Raw genomic sequence first — 15,874 nt, 5'->3', positions numbered from 1 at the left:
CCCCTCCGCCTCCGACGCCGCCCGCACCGCCACCCCCGTCCGCCCCACCCGAGAGGAGGCGACCGCATGTACGAAGGCATCGTCCAGGAGCTGATCGACGAGCTCGGCCGGCTCCCCGGCATCGGCCCGAAGTCCGCCCAGCGCATCGCGTTCCACATCCTGCAGACCGAGACGTTCGACGTCACCCGGCTCGCCGAGATCCTGCTCGAGCTGCGCGGCCGTGTGCACTTCTGCGACATCTGCGGGAACGTGGCGGAGGAGGCGACCTGCGGGATCTGCCGCGATCCGCGCCGCAGCCGCGCCGTCATCTGCGTCGTGGAGGAGGCGAAGGACGTCCCGGCGATCGAGCGCACCCGCGAGTTCCGCGGGCTCTACCACGTGCTCGGCGGCGCGATCAGCCCGATCGACGGCATCGGCCCGGATCAGCTCCGCATCCGCCAGCTGCTGCAGCGGCTCGCGGACGGCGAGGTGCAGGAGGTCATCATCGCGACCGACCCGAACCTCGAGGGCGAGGCGACGGCGACCTATCTCTCGCGCATGCTCAGCACCCTCGGCATCCGCATCACCCGTCTGGCCTCCGGGCTGCCCGTCGGCGGAGACCTCGAGTACGCCGACGAGATCACCCTCGGCCGCGCCTTCGAGGGCCGCCGGCTCGTCGAGAACTGACGCGGCCGCCGGAGTCGCATGACCGCTCCGGCATGCGGTCGACCGGTAGACTCGCCCGTCGGGTCGCGACGGCGGTCCAGCCACCGACACGGGAGCAGCACGTGAGCCTGATCGTCCAGAAGTTCGGCGGGTCCTCCGTCGCCGACGCGGAGAGCATCAAGCGGGTCGCGAAGCGGATCGTCGCCACCAAGCAGGCGGGCAACGACGTGGTCGTCGCCGTCTCGGCCATGGGCGACACCACCGACGACCTGCTCGAGCTCGCCCACCAGGTCACGCCCATCCCCGCCCCCCGCGAGCTCGACATGCTGCTCTCCTCGGGCGAGCGCATCTCGATGGCGCTGCTGGCGATGGCGATCAAGAGCATGGGCTTCGAGGCCCGCTCCTTCACCGGCAGCCAGGCCGGCATGATCACGGACGCGCAGCACGGCGCCGCCCGCATCGTCGACATCACCCCGGTCCGTCTCCGCGAGGCGCTCGACGAGAACGCCGTCGTCATCGTCGCGGGCTTCCAGGGCTTCAACCGCGACACGAAGGACATCACCACCCTCGGCCGCGGCGGCTCGGACACCACCGCCGTCGCGCTCGCCGCAGGACTCGGCGCCGACACCTGCGAGATCTACACCGACGTCGACGGCGTCTTCACCGCCGACCCGAGGGTCGTCAAGAAGGCCCGCAAGCTCGACCGCATCACCAGCGAGGAGATGCTCGAGCTGGCCGCCGCGGGAGCGAAGGTGCTGCACATCCGCGCCGTCGAGTTCGCCCGCCGCCACGGAGTCACGCTCCACGTGCGCTCCTCCTTCAGCCCCAACGAGGGCACCATCGTCTACAACGCCGAGACCTCCGGCGCCGAGCAGAACGGACAAGCCGTGGAAGAGCCCATCATCGCCGGAGTCGCCGCCGACCTGAACGAGGCGAAGATCACCGTCGTCGGAGTCCCCGACATCCCGGGCAAGGCCGCGCAGATCTTCACGATCGTGGCCAAGACCGGCTCCAACATCGACATGATCGTGCAGAACGTGTCGGCTGCGGCCACCGCCCGCACCGACATCTCGTTCACCCTGCCCAAGGCCGACGGCCAGACGGTCCTTATGGCTCTCAACGCCGAGAAGGACGAGGTCGGCTTCGAGTCCCTGCAGTACGACGACCAGATCGCCAAGCTCGCGCTCGTGGGCGCCGGGATGCGCACCAACGCCGGCGTCTCCGCGAAGCTGTTCCGCTCCCTCTACGAGGCCGGGATCAACATCGAGATGATCTCCACGAGCGAGATCCGCATCTCGGTCGTCACCCGCGCCGACACCGTGAACGAGGCTCTGCGCGTCGTGCACACCGCCTTCGGGCTCGACGCCGAGGACGAGGCCGTCGTCTACGCCGGCACCGGCCGCTGACGGCCGGACACCCTCGCGATCCGGCCGTTCCTCCCGAGCGGCCGGACCGACCGGTACCCTCTCCCTCGATCCCCCCGCCACGAGCGGCCCGCGCGCCGCACGGACGAAAGAGCACAGCATGAGCAGCACCCCCCTCCACGTGGGCGTCGTCGGCGCGACCGGCCAGGTCGGGAAGGTGATGCGCCGCCTCCTCGAGGAGCGCGACTTCCCGATCGCGTCCATCCGCTTCTTCGCCACCGCCCGCTCGGCGGGCACGACGCTGCCGTTCCGCGGCGAGGACGTCGTGGTCGAGGACGTGGAGACCGCCGATCCGTCGGGGCTCGACATCGCCCTGTTCTCGGCCGGAGCCACGGGATCGCGCGCGCAGGCGCCCCGCTTCGCCGCGGCCGGCGTCACCGTGATCGACAACTCCAGCGCCTGGCGGATGGACCCCGAGGTCCCGCTGGTCGTCAGCGAGGTGAACCCCCACGCCATCGACCAGGCGATCAAGGGCATCATCGCCAACCCCAACTGCACCACGATGGCCGCGATGCCGATCCTCAAGGTCCTCGACCGCGAGGCGGGGCTCACGCGCCTGATCGTCAGCACCTACCAGGCCGTGTCCGGCAGCGGGCTGGCCGGAGCGAACGAGCTGGCCGGCCAGGTCCGCGCCGCCGTCGCCGACGAGCACCTGCTCGACCTGGTGCACGACGGCTCGGCGGTCGACTTCCCCGCGCCGGACAAGTACGTCGCCCCGATCGCCTTCGACGTCATCCCCTTCGCGGGGAGCCTGGTCGAGGACGGCTCGAACGAGACCGACGAGGAGAAGAAGCTCCGCAACGAGAGCCGCCGCATCCTCGAGCTCCCGGAGCTGCTGGTCTCGGGCACCTGCGTGCGCGTCCCCGTGTTCACCGGCCACTCGCTCTCCGTCAACGCCGAGTTCGCCTCCGCCCTCAGCCCCGAGCGTGCTCGCGAGTTGCTGGCCGACGCGCCCGGCGTCGTGCTGCGCGAGGTGCCGACTCCGCTGGAGGCCGCGGGCAAGGACCCGAGCTTCGTCGGCCGCATCCGCGCCGACGAGGGCGCCCCGGAGGGACGCGGCCTCGCGCTCTTCATCAGCAACGACAACCTCCGCAAGGGCGCGGCCCTGAACGCCGTGCAGATCGCCGAGCTCATCGCGGCGAAGCAGCCCGTCTCCTGACCGGCGTGGACGGGGCCGGCGCCGAGCGCTCCGGCCCCTTCCGGGTGGAAAAGCCGCGAATTTGATGGGGGAGCGGGGCCCCTCCCCGCCGCGGCGTCCGCGGGCGAGCGTAAACTCGACTCTCGTGAACTCCTCGGAACCGGTCGACGTCGCCCTCATCGGTGGGGGCATCATGAGCGCCACGCTCGGCGCCCTCATCACCCAGCTGCAGCCCGACTGGACGATCGCCGCCTATGAGCGCCTCGGCGACGTGGCGCAGGAGTCGTCGAACCCGTGGAACAACGCGGGCACCGGTCACGCGGCCCTCTGCGAGCTGAACTACATGCCCGAGGCGGCCGACGGCTCCGTCGACCCGGCCAAGGCGATCCAGATCAACGAGCAGTTCCAGATCTCGCGCCAGTTCTGGTCGAGCCTGGTGGAGTCCGGCGACATCCGCGAGCCCTCCAGCTTCATCAACCCGGCGCCGCACATGACCTTCGTGCACGGCGAGGCCAACGTCGAGTACCTCCGGAAGCGCTACGAGGCGCTCAAGGACCAGCCGCTGTTCGCCGGCATCGAGTTCACCGAGAGCGTCAAGACCATCCACGAGTGGGCGCCCCTGCTGATGGAGCAGCGTCCCGCCGGCGGCGGCCCCTACGCGGCGACGCGCATGCCGGCCGGCACCGACGTCGACTTCGGCTCGCTGACCCACCAGCTGTTCGACCACGTCGTCGCCCACGGCGGCACGCTCGACACCGGCCGCGAGGTCACCGACATCACCCGGCAGAAGGACGGCACCTGGCGCCTCGACCTCAAGCAGGTCGTCGGAGGCACGCCCCAGTCGGTGACCGCCCGCTTCGTCTTCGTCGGCGCCGGCGGCGGTGCGCTGCACCTCCTGCAGAAGTCGGGCATCCCCGAGATCAAGGGCTTCGGAGGCTTCCCGATCTCGGGCCAGTTCCTCCGCACCGACAACCCCGAGCTGGTCGCCCGGCACAAGGCGAAGGTCTACGGCAAGGCCGCGGTCGGCGCGCCCCCGATGTCGGTGCCGCACCTCGATGCGCGCGTCGTCGACGGCGAATCGTCCCTCCTCTTCGGCCCCTACGCGGGCTTCACGCCCAAGTTCCTGAAGCGGGGCTCGTGGCTCGACCTGCCCCTGTCGATCCGGCCGCACAACATTGGCCCGATGCTCGCGGTCGCCCGCGACAACCTCGACCTGATGAAGTACCTGATCGGCGAGGTGCTCGCCGGCCGTGGCAAGAAGATGAAGGCCCTGCGCGAGTTCCTGCCCACCGCCCGCGACGAGGACTGGTACCTGATCACCGCCGGCCAGCGCGTCCAGGTGATGAAGAAGGACGAGAAGAAGGGCGGCGTGCTGCAGTTCGGCACCGAGGTCATCACCGGAGGGGACGGCACGATCGCCGGCCTGCTCGGCGCCTCGCCCGGAGCCTCGACCGCCGTGCCGATCATGCTCGACATCGTGCAGAAGTGCTTCCCCGACCGGATGAAGGCCTGGGAGCCGCGGATCCGCGCGCTGGTGCCGAGCTACGGCTCGACCCTCAACGACGCGCCGGAGAAGGCCGAGCAGACGGTCACCGCGACCGCCGAGACGCTGGAGCTGTCCGCCTCGGTCTGATCGGCTGCGATCCGTTCGAACGTATGTTCTAATGGCTCCATGAGGTGGAGCGGGCAGTCGATCGGCACGGCCGACGAGGCCGCCCTGCCCGGCCTCGTCAAGCTCACCGACCTGGTGCGGACGGTGCGCACGCCGGAGTTCGAGGGCATCACCTTCTACGAGGTGCTCGCGAAGTCGGCGCTCAACCGCGTGCACACCTCCTCGAAGATGCCGTTCGGCTGGAGCATCAACCCGATGCGCGGCTGTACCCACGCCTGCACCTACTGCTTCGCCCGGCCCACGCACGAGTACCTCGAGTTCGACGGCGGCCGCGACTTCGACTCGCAGATCGTCGTGAAGGTGAACGTCGCCGAGGTCCTCACCCGGGAGCTCGCGAAGCCGAGCTGGGAGGGGCACCCCGTGGCACTCGGCACCAACACCGATCCGTACCAGCGCGCCGAGGGCCGCTACCGGCTGATGCCGGGCATCATCGCCGCGCTCGCCGCCTCGGGCACCCCGATCTCGATCCTCACGAAGGGCTCGCTGCTGCGGCGAGACCTGCCGCTGCTCCGCGAGGCCGCCGAGCACGTCCCGGTCGACCTCGGAGTGTCGATCGCCGTCTACGACGAGGGCCTCCAGCGCTCCGTCGAGCCGGGTGCGCCGACCGCGGCGGCCAGGCTGGCGACGGTCACCGCGGCACGGGAGGCCGGCTTCGACTGCTCGGTGTTCCTGATGCCGATCCTGCCGTTCCTCACCGACACCCGGGCGCACCTCGACGAGTCGCTCCGGGCCTGCCGCGAGGCGGGCGCCAGCACGATCATGTACTCGACCCTCTACCTCAAGCCCGGGGTGAAGGAGTGGTTCCTGCAGTGGCTCGGGCAGGAGCACCCCGAGCTGGTCGACAAGTACCGAGCGCTCTACCCGGGCCGCGACGCCTACGCGCCTCTCGAGTACCGGCGCTGGCTCTCGGCGCGCATCCGCCCGCTGATGCGCGCGCACGGGCTCGAGCGCGGCGAGGAGGACCCGGCCACCGGCTCCGTCAAGTCCTCCGCCCTCGGTTCGCTCGGAACGCTGCGGACCCTCGGCGGCGAGCGGCGCTCCCTCCAGCACGACGGGCTGCTGGTCGGGGAGCTCGGGCCGGAGCGCGCCGCGATCCTGCCGGGCGTAGGACAGCCGACGCTGTTCTGAGCCGGGGGCGGGCCCGGCCGCGGCTAGGATCGTCCGCATGGTCACCCGCTCCGGTGAGCCCTCGGGCTCCTCCGCCCGGAGCGCCCGCGACGCGCCACCCCGTGCGGTCCGGCTCGGCCTGCTCGACCCGCGCGAGGACCTGCTCGCGGCGACGAGCGCGTGGATCCGCACCCACGCCCCGGACTTCGAGGTCGTCGTGGCCGCCTCCACCTGGCACGACCTGGTGACGAGCGATGTCTTCCCCACCCAGGTGGTCGTGATGGACGTCGAGCTGCGCGAGCCGATCTCGATCGAGGCGCGGATCCGGACCTGCCGGGCGGCCGGAGCCGCGGTCGTGGCGCTCTCCGCGAGCGAGGACGACGAGGTCCGCGAGCGCGCCCTGAAGGCCGGAGCGGTGCGGCACCTGGCGAAGTCGCGCCCGCTCGCCGAGGTGATGGAGCAGACCCGCGCCGCTCTCGAGATGCGCTCGGCCGACGTCTCGTCCGCGCAGTGGCGGCCCCTGCCGTCCGGGGTCGCGGCGCAGCAGCGCCCACGGCTCAGCGCCGGCGAGCTGGAGGCGCTGCGTCTCTACGCGTCCGGATCGAGCACCCCCGAGGTCGCCGCCAAGATGAACGTGCAGTTCGAGACCGCGAAGACCTACCTGCAGCGCGTGCGCCGCAAGTACGTCGCCGTCGGCAGGCCCGCGAGCCGCCGGGCCGATCTGATCCGCCGCGCAGGCGAGGACGGGTTCCTCCCGTGACCGGCCCCTGCTCACCCCGGGGGCCCCGCCTCCGGACCCGCCCCGAGGAGACCTGATGGCCAAGCTGTACTTCCGCTACGGAGCGATGAACAGCGGGAAGAGCACGTCGCTCCTGCAGGCCGCGCACAACTACGAGGAGCGCGGGCACCGGGTGCTGCTGGCCAAGCCGGCCGTCGACACGAAGGGCGAGGAGCTGATCGTGTCGCGGCTCGGCGTGACCCGTCCGGTGGACATCCTGTTCGAGCCCGACGGGGACCCGGTGGCCGTCTTCACCGCGGCCCGGGCCCGCGTCCTGGCCGAGTCGAAGCGCGACGTGAGCGCTCTGCTCGTCGACGAGGCGCAGTTCCTGCCGGAGTCGCACGTCGACGATCTGCTCCGGATCGCCATCCTCGAGAACGTGCCCGTCCTGGCGTACGGCATCCGCACGGACTTCCGCACCGCCGCGTTCCCGGGCAGCAGGCGGCTCCTGGAGATCGCCCACAGCCTCGAGGAGCTGAAGACGATCTGCCGGTGCGGGCGCAAAGCGATCTTCAACGGGCGCGTCGTGGACGGCCGCTTCGTCTTCGACGGCGATCAGGTCGCGATCGACGGAACGGCGGTCACCTACGAGTCGCTGTGCGGCGCGTGCTACCTCCAGGAGAGCCGCGGCCGGCTCCGCGGCTGACCGGTCGAGCGTTCCTCACCGGTGCGACACCCCTCCGAAACGAGGAAGTGGGTAGCCTGACGACGTGACAACACCGGAAACGGAATTACGCCTTTCGAAGCAGCAGGAAAGGTCGGGGGAAACGATGACGGCGCAAGGGGCACCGCTGAGGCGTCGGCCGTCGTGGGAGCAGGACTACCGGCGACGGCTGCTCATCACGGACGTCGTCGCGATCGTCCTCTCCGTCTTCGGCACGCAGCTCTTCTGGTTCGACCTGAACCTGAACTCGGATCTGGGGTTCAAGAACCCCGCCGACATCGCGGTCAGCTACACCTGGGTGTCCGTCGCCCTGTCGGTCGGCTGGCTCCTCGCCCTCCAGGTCTTCGACACGCGCGACCGCCGGATCGTCGGCACCGGCTACGTCGAGTACCGCCGCGTCGTCGACGCCTCCATCTGGCTCTTCGGCATCGTCGCGATCATCGCCTACCTGCTCCAGATCCTGCTCGCGCGCGGCTACATCATCACGGCGTTCCCCGCCGGGATCGTGCTGATCTGCGTCGGCCGCCTGGTCTGGCGCTCCTGGCTCACCCGGCAGCGTCGGGCGGGCCGCTTCTCGAGCCAGGTCGTGCTCCTCGGCTCCCGCGCGAGCGTCCTGCACACCGCGCGCGAGCTGCGTCGCGGCACCGAGGCCGGCTACAAGCTCGTCGGTGCCGTCTCGACCTCGGTCGGCGGTGCGGACGCGCTGCGGAGCGAGCAGGAGCTCTCGGGCCTCGCGGTCCACGGGTTCACCGGGATCGACGGCGTCCGCGCCGTGATGGACGCCACCGGTGCCGACACGGTGGTCGTCACGAGCTCCGACGAGCTGGCGCCGCAGCGGATCCGCGAGCTGAGCTGGACGCTCGAGCCCGGGCGCGAGCACCTCGTCGTGGCGCCGAGCCTCACCGACATCGGCGGTCCGCGCATCCACACCCGCCCCGTCGCGGGCCTTCCGCTGATCCACGTCGAGACCCCGCGCTTCGACGGCCGCCAGCGGTTCGCCAAGCGCCTCTTCGACATCCTGGCGTCGACCATGCTGATCATCCTCAGCGCGCCGGTGCTCGTCGTCGTCGCCGTGCTGGTCAAGGTCACCAGCCCCGGGCCCGTGCTCTTCCGGCAGGAGCGCATCGGCCTGAACGGCGCGACCTTCGAGATGCTGAAGTTCCGCTCGATGGTCGTCGACGCGGAGGCGCGACTGGCGGCTCTCGCGTCGCAGCAGCGTGCGGAGGGGAACTCGATCCTCTTCAAGATGGCGAAGGACCCGCGCGTCACCCGGGTGGGCGCGATCCTCCGGCGCTTCAGCCTCGACGAGCTGCCCCAGTTCCTGAACGTCTTCCGCGGCGACATGTCCCTGATCGGCCCCCGCCCGCCGCTGGCCCGCGAGGTCGAGCAGTACGAGGAGCACGTGCACCGCCGCTTCCTGATGAAGCCGGGCATCACCGGGCTCTGGCAGGTCAGCGGACGCTCGAACCTCTCGTGGGAGGACACCGTCCGCCTCGACCTGTACTACGTCGAGAACTGGTCGATGACCGGCGACATCGTCATCCTCTTCAAGACCGCGCGCGCCGTCCTCGCCCGCGACGGGGCGTACTGATCGCCGGGGGGAGGGGCGCCGAGCCCCGCACCCTGTCCGTCTCGGTCCTCGAGACCCCGTTCCGCGTGGTCTTCGGACGCGGCGTCGGCGACGAGGACGCGGCGCGGATCGCCGACAGCTGGGCCGCCTGCGCGTCCGAGCCCGACGCGGGAGCACGCGACGTCCTCGCCGAGGTGGGGCACGATCCCTCCGTCCCGGTCGACGGCTCGCCCCGGGTCTCGAGCGCCACGCTCGCGCAGCTCGAGGAGTCCCTGACCTCGACCCTGACCCTCGAGGCGATCGGCGCCCGGCGCGCCGACCTGCTGATGCTCCACGCCTGCGGGATCTCCGACGAGTCCGGCCGCGTGCTGGCCTTCGTCGCCGCCTCCGGGACCGGCAAGACCACCATCGCCCGGACGCTCGGGTCCCGCTTCGGCTACGTCACCGACGAGACGGTCGGCGTGACCCCGGAGGGGCGCGTCCTGCCCTATCCCAAGCCGCTGTCGGTGAAGCCGCTGACCGGATCGGCGCCGAAGGCGCAGCTGGCCCCCGGGTCGCTCGCCCTCCGACCGGTCCCGGAGGCGCCCCTGCGTCTGGCGGGCGTCCTCCTGCTCGAGCGCCGCGACGGCGTCGGGACGCCCTTCCTCGAGCACGTCGACCCGGTCGACGCGATCGAGGATCTGGTGCCGCAGACCTCGTACCTCTCGGCCCGACCGCGGCCGATCGCCGATCTCGTCCGCACCCTCTCGGCGCTGGGCGGCGTCCGGCGACTGGTCTACTCCGAGGCCGCGAGCGTGGTGCACCTGGTCGAGGAGGTCTTCGCGTCCCTCGGCGCCGAGGCCCCGTCCGCCTGGTCCGACGTGGTCTCCGTGCAGCTCGACCCTGTGGGCGAGGCCCTGCCCGGCACCGTCCTGCGCACCCCTGCGGACGACGCGGTGGAGCTCGCCGACGGCCAGCTGCTCGTGTTCTGCGGCGGCACCCTCGTGCGCCTGTCCGGCATCGGCCCGACGATCTGGCGCCACGCCGGCCGGGGCTCCGATCTGCCCGGTCTCGTCGCCGCGGTGCTCGAGGAGGCGGGCCCGCCGCCCGCCGGCGTCGATGCGGAGGCGGTCGTCGAGTCGGCGGTCGTCGAGCTCGAGGGCCTCGGAGTGATCACGAGAGGGACTCCGCCGGAGCCCACCCCCGACAGGTGGCACGGTTGACGCGCCTGGCGCCGAGGGCGCGGAAGCGCTGTGTCAGAATTCGGAAGAACCCGTCGCCGGCGCCCGCCGCGTGATCCGTACCAGCGAAGGAAATCTGACTCTGTGGAACTTCGAGACGTCCTCCGGCTGCTGCGCGACCACTGGATCCCGATCGTCGCGGCGATCCTCCTCGGCACTCTCGTCGCCTTCGGCTGGTCGCTGACGCAGAAGCCGCGGTACGTCGCCGACTCGCAGGGCCTGGTCTCCGTCGCCACCACCGGTGCCGACGACAGCCAGGCGATCTACACGCAGCAGATCGCGCAGTCCGTCGCCAAGTCGAGCCTCGCCACGTACGTCCCGATCGCCACCTCGCGCGACGTGGCGCAGATCGCGATCGACAGCCTCGGCCTCGACGTCTCGCCCGCCACGCTGATCTCGGCGATCACGGTGCAGGCCGACACGGTCGCCCCGGTGATGAAGGTCAGCGCCACCGCCTCCACCCCCGAGGGCGCGCAGAAGCTCGCCGACGCCTGGGTCGCGGCCATCGCCACCAAGGTGCAGCAGGTCAACCAGGAGACGGGCGTCGGCGACACGGTCTCCCTCACCGTTCTGCAGGCCGCGGCGCTCCCGTCCTCGCCGGCGTTCCCGAACCTGCGCCTCGTCCTCGCGGTCGGCGCGCTCGCGGGCCTCGTCCTCGGTCTCGTCTACGCGTTCGTCCGCAACACGCTGGACCGGCGCATCCGCACCGCCGAGATGGTCGAGCGCCTGTTCGACCTCCCCGTGGTCGGCACCCTCCCCGTCGACAAGCGCCTCAGCGAGACCAACCGCATCGTCCCCGAGGCCGACACGACCGACTACATCAAGGCCGACGGCAAGCACGCACTCGCCGAGGCGCTGCGCGAGCTCCGCACGAACCTGCAGTTCATGAACATCGACAGCCCGCCGCGCATCATCGTCGTGACGAGCCCGCTGCCCTCGGACGGCAAGTCGACGGTGACCGCGAACCTCGCGGTGACGCTTGCCGCCTCCGGCCAGCGGACCGTCGTCGTCGATGGCGACCTCCGCAAGCCCACCGTCGCCAAGTCGTTCGGCCTCGTTCCCGGCGTCGGCCTGACCGACCTGCTGATCGGCAAGGCGGAACTGCAGGACGTCCTGCAGCCGTGGGGCCCGTCCGGCAACCTCTGGGTGCTCGGAGCCGGGTCGATCCCGCCGAACCCGTCCGAGCTGCTCGGCTCCAACGGCATGGACATCCTCCTGCACGAGATCGCTCGCGAGGCCATCGTGATCGTCGATGCGCCGCCGCTCCTGCCCGTCACGGACGGCGCCATCCTCACCGCCCGCACCGACGGCGCGCTCGTGGTCATCTCCGCGGGCAGGACGACGACCGACGAGCTGGGCAAGGCGATCCAGAACATCGAGCGGGTCAGCGGCCACACCCTCGGCGTGATCCTCAACCGCGTGCCCGCGCGCGGCCAGGTCGGCCGGGGCTACGGCTACTACTACACGAGCTACTACGGCTCCGAGCGATCGGGTGCCCGCCCGGACACGGCCGTCGAGCCCGAGCCCGCGTCGACCTCGGCCTGAGCGCCCCGCGATGATCTTCCCGGGAGACGACTCCGCCCGCCCCGCCCGCCGGAGCTGGCGACCGGACGAACCGGTCGCCGCCTCCGCCGCCCCCGTCTTCACCGTGCTCTCGGTCTGCACCGGCAACATCTGCCGGTCGCCGATGGCGGAGCAGCTGCTGCGCGCCGCACTCGCCGACGCGACATCACCCGCGGGAGGTCCGCTCTTCGCGTTCACGAGCGCCGGAGTGAGGACGCGCGACGGACTGCCGATGGACCCGGTCTCGGCCCGCTTCTCGGCTCAGCACGGGGGAGACCCGGCCGCGCACACGAGCGCGGTGCTCGGCGACGCGATCGTCGGCGACGCCGACCTCCTGCTCACGATGACGCGCGACCACCTGGTCGACGCCTCCCGGCGCTTCCCGTCGCTCCTCCTCCGCGGCTTCACGCTGCTCGAGTTCGCCCGCGTGCTGCCGTTCGTGCTGCGGGAGGTGCCGCTGCCGACGGTCGAGGACCCCGCCGCGCGGCTCCGCGCCGTCGTGCGGCTCGCCGCCGCCCACCGCGGGCGCGCCCCGCGGGGCGAGGGCGGCGACGACATCGAGGACCCGATCGGCCGCAGCGAGGCCGTGCACGAGCGCGTGGCGGCGCAGATCGCGGCGGCTGTCGCCGACGTCTCCCGCGATCTGAGAGCATTGGCGCGGCGGTAGTCGCGCGTCCGCGGGCGCGCTGACGCCTCGCCGCATCGCATCGCTCCTCCTCACCGTCGCGACCGCGACACGAACCCGCCACGATTCGGAGAACCCCTGTGAAGCTTTCTGTCATCGGCTGCGGCTACCTCGGTGCCGTCCACGCTGCCGCCATGGCCGAGCTCGGCCACGACGTCATCGGCATCGACGTCGACCAGAAGAAGATCGACGCCCTGGCCGCCGGCACCGCGCCGTTCTTCGAGCCCGGCCTCCCGGAGCTGCTGTCCTCCGGCGTCGCCTCCGGGCGCCTGCGCTTCTCGACCGACATGGCCGACGCCGCCGGTGCGGCCGTGCACTTCGTCGCCGTCGGCACCCCGCAGAAGCCGGGCGAGAACGCCGCGGACATGACCTACGTCGACTCGGCGATCGACGGTCTCCTGCCCTACCTCGAGGCGGACTCCCTCGTCGTCGGCAAGTCGACCGTCCCCGTCGGCACCGCCGCCCGCCTGGCCGACCGCATCGCCTCCTCCGGTGCGACCCTCGCCTGGAACCCCGAGTTCCTCCGCGAGGGCTTCGCGGTCAAGGACACGATCAGCCCCGACCGGCTCGTCTACGGCGTGCCCGCGGGCGAGGCCGGAGCAGCGGCGAAGGCGACCCTCGACGAGGTCTACGCGACGGCGCTCGCGGCCGAGACCCCGCTCGTGGTCACCGACTACGCCACCGCCGAGCTGGTGAAGGTCTCGGCCAACGCCTTCCTCGCGACCAAGATCTCGTTCATCAACGCGATCGCCGAGATCGCGGAGGTCACCGGCGCGGACGTCACGCAGCTCGCCGACGCGATCGGCTACGACGTGCGGATCGGCCGCCGCTTCCTGAACGCGGGCATCGGCTTCGGAGGCGGCTGCCTCCCGAAGGACATCCGCGCCTTCTCTGCCCGCGCCGACGAGCTCGGCGTCGGCGAGTCCGTCGCCTTCCTCAAAGAGGTCGACGCGATCAACCTGCGTCGCCGTCAGCGCGTCGTCGACCTCGTCACCGAGGGCCTGGGCGGCTCCGTCGAGGGCCGCCGCATCGCGGTGCTCGGTCTGGCGTTCAAGCCGGAGTCGGACGACATCCGCGACTCGCCGTCGCTCGACGTCGCCGCTCGCCTGCACGACCTCGGTGCGACCGTGGTCGCGACCGACCCCGAGGCGATCGAGAACTCGCGCCGCCGCTACCCCGAGATCACCTACACGACCGACGTCGACGAGGCGCTGGCCGGTGCCGACGCCGTGGTCGTCGTGACGGAGTGGAAGCAGTTCCGCGCCCTCGACCCCGCGGCCACGGCGGCGAAGGTGGCCAACACCTTCCTCGTCGACGGTCGCAACTGCCTCGACCCCGCCGCCTGGCGTGCTGCCGGCTGGGAGTACCGCGGCCTCGGCCGCTGACGCGGCGGAGCCGTCGTCTCAGCGGACGCGGCTCGGCTGATCCGCCACCACGCCGGAGGTGCCGCGGAGGGGGATGTGCGCGAAGGCGTCGTCCCACTCCGCCGCCCTCCGGCGTCGTCGTGCGCGGACGACCATCCGGAGCAGGACGCCGGCGACCGCGCCGAGAAGCGCGCCGGAGGTGTTCATCACGACGTCGTCGACGGTCGCGAAGCGCGCCGAGAGGAAGAGCAGCTGGCCCGCCTCGATCAGCGAGCTCACGACGGCGCCGACGGCCACAGCGACCCACGCCCTCCGGAGCCGCAGGTTGAGGGCCAGGAGCAGCCCCAGGGGCACGAACAGGGCGATGTTGGCGGTCGACTCGATGAACGCGTAGTCGACCATCGGGAGGCCGTGCCGGGCGAACCAGGAGGTCACCCGGCCGAGATCCCCCCGCACTCCCGCATCGACGGGCGTCGGCCAGAAGGCGATGGCTGCGAGCGCGACCACGTAGGGCACGCTGATGGCGAGGGTGAGGCGGGTGAGCGACCGGGTCACGGTGCTCCTCTCGTCGGTCGTCGGGCGGGGGCGGCGACGACGGCGGAAGAACAGTCTCGCTCCCGGCTGCTGGGATCGGGCCGGGAGGCGCGGGGGAGTGGGCTGGAGGCACGCCCGTGCGCAGGACGCTCGGGACGCCGTCAGGGGTGCTCGAGCCGGAGAGCGCGGGGCGGTGATCGCGCCGGCTCCGTCGTCGACCAGGCTCCGGCCCGGGCGAGCATCCGCCTGCGGGCGAGCCCCGCCACAGCAGAATTCCGAGAACGCCCCGGGAACGACGAAGCCCGGCCGGATCATCGATCCTGGCCGGGCTTCTCACCGGTCGGGGTAGCGGGATTCGAACCCACGACCTCCTCGTCCCGAACGAGGCGCGCTACCAAGCTGCGCCACACCCCGGTGTGCTCATCACGGAGAACCGCTCACGAGCCTCGACAATAGTAGCCGATTTCCGGACCGCCGTCGGACACCCCTCGTCAGGCCGCCGGAGTGAGCGTGACGAGGGTCACCTCGGGCCGGCAGGCGAAGCGCACCGGTGCGTAGATCGAGGTGCCGACTCCGGCGGACACGTTGAGGTACGAGCTGCGCAGTCCGTTGTCCCACGTCGTCGAGCCGGCGACCTTGTCGCGCGGGATGTCGCAGTTGGTGACGAGGGCGCCGAAGCCCGGGACGCAGACCTGCCCGCCGTGCGTGTGCCCGGCGAGGATCACCTCGGCGCCGCGGGCGACGAAGTCGTCGAGGATGCGCTGGTAGGGCGCGTGCGCCACGCCGATGCTGACCCCGGCCGGTCCGTCCTCCGCGCCGCGCAGCTCGTCCACGGCTCCGGCGACGAGGTCGATGCGGTCGAGGCCGATGTGCGGGTCGTCGACGCCGAAGAACTCGATGCGCGTCCCCTTCACCGTGATGCTCTCGGCGCGGTTGTTGAGGTCCACCCACCCGAGCCCGTCCGAGAAGAAGCCGGTCAGCCCGTCGGTGTCGAGATCGGCCTCGTGCTGCTTGGGGTTCTTGGAGGGGCCGACGAAGTAGCGGAGCGGGTTCTTGATCCGAGGGCCGAAGTAGTCGTTGGATCCGTTGACGAAGGCGCCGGGGATCCCGGCGAAGGGCTCCAGGGCTCGGCGGATGCCGAGCACGCCGTCGCGGTGGCCGAGGTTGTCGCCGGTGTCGACCACGACGTCGGGCGCCAGGGCGAGGAGCGAGCGGATCCACTCCTGCTTCTTCGTCTGCCACGGGGCCATGTGCAGGTCCGACACGTGCAGGACGCGGATCGGCTCGGAACCGGCGGGCAGCACCGGGAACGACGTGCGCCGGACGGTGAACAACGTCCGCTCGACGCCGATGCCCCAGGCCGCGGCGACGGCTCCGGCCGCGGCGACGGTCGCGAGGGCGGTGGTGAGGGGGCGACGGGTGCGTCCGGTCATGGGTCCTTCTCTCGCACGTCGGCCGCGAGCGCGGCCGCGTTCATTCTGCCGGACGCTCCCTCGGGAGCAGCCGGGGG

The 15,874-nt window shown here is 71.6% G+C and carries 14 protein-coding genes and 1 tRNA gene; 12 read left to right on the top strand and 3 right to left on the bottom strand.

The features are described from left to right. The first annotated feature begins 66 nt into the window (after nucleotides 1-66). From recR to C5C36_RS10210, 12 genes are all read left to right on the top strand, one after another. The gene (gene recR / locus C5C36_RS10265; protein ID WP_104222157.1) at nucleotides 67-666 is read left to right on the top strand and encodes a recombination mediator RecR; all 600 of its coding nucleotides are present in this window, start codon (nucleotides 67-69) and stop codon (nucleotides 664-666) included. Between the two features lie 101 nt (nucleotides 667-767). Further along, the gene (locus C5C36_RS10260; RefSeq protein WP_104260372.1) at nucleotides 768-2,051 is read left to right on the top strand and encodes an aspartate kinase; all 1,284 of its coding nucleotides are present in this window, start codon (nucleotides 768-770) and stop codon (nucleotides 2,049-2,051) included. A 118-nt stretch (nucleotides 2,052-2,169) separates the two neighbouring features. Then, nucleotides 2,170-3,228, top strand: a complete 1,059-nt coding sequence (locus C5C36_RS10255) for an aspartate-semialdehyde dehydrogenase (RefSeq protein ID WP_104309691.1) — start codon at nucleotides 2,170-2,172, stop codon at nucleotides 3,226-3,228. A gap of 64 nt (nucleotides 3,229-3,292) precedes the next feature. Next, a complete protein-coding gene (locus tag C5C36_RS10250) occupies nucleotides 3,293-4,840 on the top strand; it encodes a malate:quinone oxidoreductase (protein WP_104288179.1) in 1,548 nt (515 codons plus the stop codon). A gap of 39 nt (nucleotides 4,841-4,879) precedes the next feature. Beyond that, a complete protein-coding gene (locus C5C36_RS10245) occupies nucleotides 4,880-6,007 on the top strand; it encodes an Rv2578c family radical SAM protein (protein WP_104309690.1) in 1,128 nt (375 codons plus the stop codon). Between the two features lie 37 nt (nucleotides 6,008-6,044). Then, nucleotides 6,045-6,746, top strand: a complete 702-nt coding sequence (locus C5C36_RS10240) for a LuxR C-terminal-related transcriptional regulator (protein ID WP_146076549.1) — start codon at nucleotides 6,045-6,047, stop codon at nucleotides 6,744-6,746. A gap of 55 nt (nucleotides 6,747-6,801) precedes the next feature. Beyond that, nucleotides 6,802-7,410: a thymidine kinase gene (locus C5C36_RS10235; RefSeq protein WP_104227256.1), complete on the top strand. Its 609-nt coding sequence runs from the start codon at nucleotides 6,802-6,804 to the stop codon at nucleotides 7,408-7,410. A gap of 124 nt (nucleotides 7,411-7,534) precedes the next feature. Continuing rightward, on the top strand, nucleotides 7,535-9,019 hold the full coding sequence (locus C5C36_RS10230; protein ID WP_104222171.1) for a sugar transferase: 1,485 nt from the start codon (nucleotides 7,535-7,537) through the stop codon (nucleotides 9,017-9,019). Nucleotides 9,020-9,084: 65 nt separating this feature from the next. Next, entirely contained in the window at nucleotides 9,085-10,200 is a 1,116-nt protein-coding gene (locus C5C36_RS10225) for a hypothetical protein (protein ID WP_104227255.1), read from the top strand. A 102-nt stretch (nucleotides 10,201-10,302) separates the two neighbouring features. After that, nucleotides 10,303-11,763, top strand: a complete 1,461-nt coding sequence (locus C5C36_RS10220; RefSeq protein ID WP_181027156.1) for a polysaccharide biosynthesis tyrosine autokinase — start codon at nucleotides 10,303-10,305, stop codon at nucleotides 11,761-11,763. 10 nt (nucleotides 11,764-11,773) lie between these two features. Next, on the top strand, nucleotides 11,774-12,448 hold the full coding sequence (locus tag C5C36_RS10215; protein WP_104227254.1) for a low molecular weight phosphatase family protein: 675 nt from the start codon (nucleotides 11,774-11,776) through the stop codon (nucleotides 12,446-12,448). Nucleotides 12,449-12,546: 98 nt separating this feature from the next. After that, a complete protein-coding gene (locus C5C36_RS10210) occupies nucleotides 12,547-13,851 on the top strand; it encodes a UDP-glucose/GDP-mannose dehydrogenase family protein (protein ID WP_104222179.1) in 1,305 nt (434 codons plus the stop codon). An 18-nt stretch (nucleotides 13,852-13,869) separates the two neighbouring features. Here C5C36_RS10210 and C5C36_RS18050 read toward each other — a convergent pair whose 3' ends face one another. From C5C36_RS18050 to C5C36_RS10195, 3 genes are all read right to left on the bottom strand, one after another. Continuing rightward, nucleotides 13,870-14,385, bottom strand: coding sequence for a VanZ family protein (locus C5C36_RS18050; protein WP_258059527.1), 516 nt, complete (start codon nucleotides 14,383-14,385; stop codon nucleotides 13,870-13,872). 319 nt (nucleotides 14,386-14,704) lie between these two features. After that, a tRNA-Pro gene (locus tag C5C36_RS10200) sits at nucleotides 14,705-14,778 on the bottom strand. 77 nt (nucleotides 14,779-14,855) lie between these two features. Beyond that, complete coding sequence (locus C5C36_RS10195; protein WP_104222183.1) at nucleotides 14,856-15,797, bottom strand: metallophosphoesterase; 942 nt, start codon at nucleotides 15,795-15,797, stop codon at nucleotides 14,856-14,858. Nucleotides 15,798-15,874 lie beyond the last annotated feature (77 nt).

The sequence above is a fragment of the Rathayibacter sp. AY1G1 genome (genome assembly GCF_002932095.1).
Taxonomy (GTDB): Bacteria; Actinomycetota; Actinomycetes; order Actinomycetales; family Microbacteriaceae; genus Rathayibacter.
The sequence above is the reverse complement of the archived record's forward strand: the minus strand, read 5'-3'. Positions and strand labels throughout refer to the sequence as shown.